The organism is Cupriavidus basilensis, assembly GCF_029335485.1.
Taxonomy (GTDB): Bacteria; Pseudomonadota; Gammaproteobacteria; order Burkholderiales; family Burkholderiaceae; genus Cupriavidus; species Cupriavidus basilensis_E.
Genome location: NZ_JARJLM010000174.1, coordinates 1 through 2027, shown reverse-complemented (window position 1 = coordinate 2027; position 2027 = coordinate 1). Strand labels below are relative to the sequence as shown.

Annotated in this window: 2 protein-coding genes; one reads left to right on the top strand and one right to left on the bottom strand. The window is 63.7% G+C overall.

Features of this window, described 5'->3' with window-relative positions; all coding sequences use genetic code 11:
• Positions 1-13 precede the first annotated feature (13 nt).
• Entirely contained in the window at positions 14-910 is an 897-nt protein-coding gene (rpoH, locus tag P3W85_RS10380) for an RNA polymerase sigma factor RpoH (RefSeq protein ID WP_017228168.1), read from the bottom strand.
• A 394-nt stretch (positions 911-1304) separates the two neighbouring features.
• Here rpoH and P3W85_RS10375 point away from each other — a divergent pair.
• Positions 1305-2027: pirin family protein (locus tag P3W85_RS10375; protein WP_276264724.1), on the top strand; the 723-nt coding region annotated here is incomplete at its 3' end.

Genomic DNA, 2027 nt, shown 5'->3' with positions numbered 1-2027 from the left:
GGTCCGGCACGCCTCAGGCAAAGGCCTGCAGCGCTCCCTTCATCTTCTTCATCGCCGCGGTCTCGATCTGGCGGATGCGTTCGGCGGAGACGCCGAATTCGTCAGCCAGCTCGTGCAGCGTGGAGCCGCCGGAGCCGTCGTCGTTGACCTTCAGCCAGCGCGCCTCGATGATGCGGCGGCTGCGGTCGTCGAGCTTGGTCAGTGCTTCTTCCAGGCCCTGGACCTGCATGCGGTCGTGGCGCTGGGCCTCGATCACGCGGGTTGGCTCGTTGTGGTTGTCGGCCAGGTAGGCGATCGGCGCGAATTCTTCCTCGCCATCGTCGACTTGTCCTTCGAGCGCCAGGTCGCCGCCCGACAGCCGGGTTTCCATCTCCATCACTTCTTCCGGCTTGACGTTGAGCTCGCGCGCAACCGCGTCGATCTGTTCCGGCGTGAAGGTGTGGGCACCCTGCTTGTGGCTGCGCAGGTTGAAGAACAGCTTGCGCTGGGCCTTGGTGGTCGCCACCTTGACCATGCGCCAGTTCTTCAGCACGTATTCATGGATCTCGGCCTTGATCCAGTGCATCGCATACGACACCAGCCGCACGCCCTGGTCCGGGTCGAAGCGCTTCACAGCCTTCATCAGGCCGATATTGCCTTCCTGGATCAGGTCCGCGTGGGGCAGGCCGTAGCCAAGGTACTGGCGGGCAATCGATACCACCAGGCGCAGGTGCGACAGCACCATGCGGCGCGCCGCGTCGACGGAGTCGTGCTCGCGCAACTCGCGTGCAAGCCGCTGCTCTTCCTCGGCGGTGAGCAGGGGAATGCGATGTACAGCCTGGATATAGCTATCGAGATTTCCCAGATTGCCCGGGAATGCCAGTGCAAACGTGCCGGCGCCTTGCGGCACCGCAGGCAGGCGGTTGGTCATTTGGGTTTGGTCAGCAGATAGGACTGCGTTCACTCAGTTGCTCCTTTCGCATCCGGCGGGTGGGTTGCCCGCGTGCGCAAGCCTCAGGGGGCGTGCACTGCAATGCAACACATATTAGCACTCAAGCCGGGGGACTGCTAAGTTGGAGTAATAATAGGGTTGATAGTTCCTGACAATCAATTCTAATTTTTACATAGTATGATGCGTGATCGCGGTGCGGATGTGGCGGAGCCGCTATCCGGCAAGTGACTCCAGCGATTCGCGCACGTTCGGACAATGGTTAGAGCGTGCATCCCCCATCCGGTTCGATCGCCGGATGAGATGTTGTGTTGCGCTAACGGCTACACTCTTTTCATTTGCACAGCCGTCAGTATCGACCGAACCGGGGAAAATCATGTCTGCTATCGAACACTTGCTCAAGCCGCATACGCGCGACCTCGGCGATTTCGCCGTAAGCCGGCTGCTACCGGCTGCGGCGGCCCAGACTGTCGGGCCCTTTATCTTTTTCGATCATATGGGGCCCGTAGCGCTGCCGCCCGGCGAAGGTGCGGATGTGCGCCCGCATCCGCATATTGGCCTGGCGACCGTCACCTATCTGTTCGAGGGTGAGATCCTGCATCACGACAGCCTGGGCAGCAAGCAGGTGATCAGGCCGGGCGACGTGAACTGGATGACGGCCGGCAGCGGCATCGCGCACTCGGAGCGCTCGCCCCAGTCCGCCCGCGAGGCCGGGCCGCGCCTGCACGGCATCCAGACCTGGGTGGCCTTGCCCAGGGAGCACGAGAACGTCGCGCCGTCCTTTCATCACCATCCCGCCGCCACGCTGCCCAAGCTCGAGCGCCCCGGCGTGCGGATGACGGTGATCGCGGGGGATGCCTTTGGCGCGCAGTCGCCGGTGAAGGTGTTCAGCCGCACGCTGTATGTGGCGATCGAGCTGGAGGCGGGCGCCAGCCTGGAAATTCCCCCGGAGCACATCCAGCGCGGCATTTATCCGGTGGATGGCACCATCGCGCTGGATGGCGAAACGCTGCCGGAGCGGCACCTGGCCGTGCTGGTGGAGGGCCAGCCCGTCACGCTGACGGCGCAGACGGCAGCCCGCGCGATGCTGCTGGGGGGG

Excerpts from the sequence above, each read along its gene's own strand:
- rpoH (WP_017228168.1), bottom strand. The coding sequence starts at position 910 with ATGACCAACCGCCTGCCTGCGGTGCCGCAAGGCGCCGGCACGTTTGCA.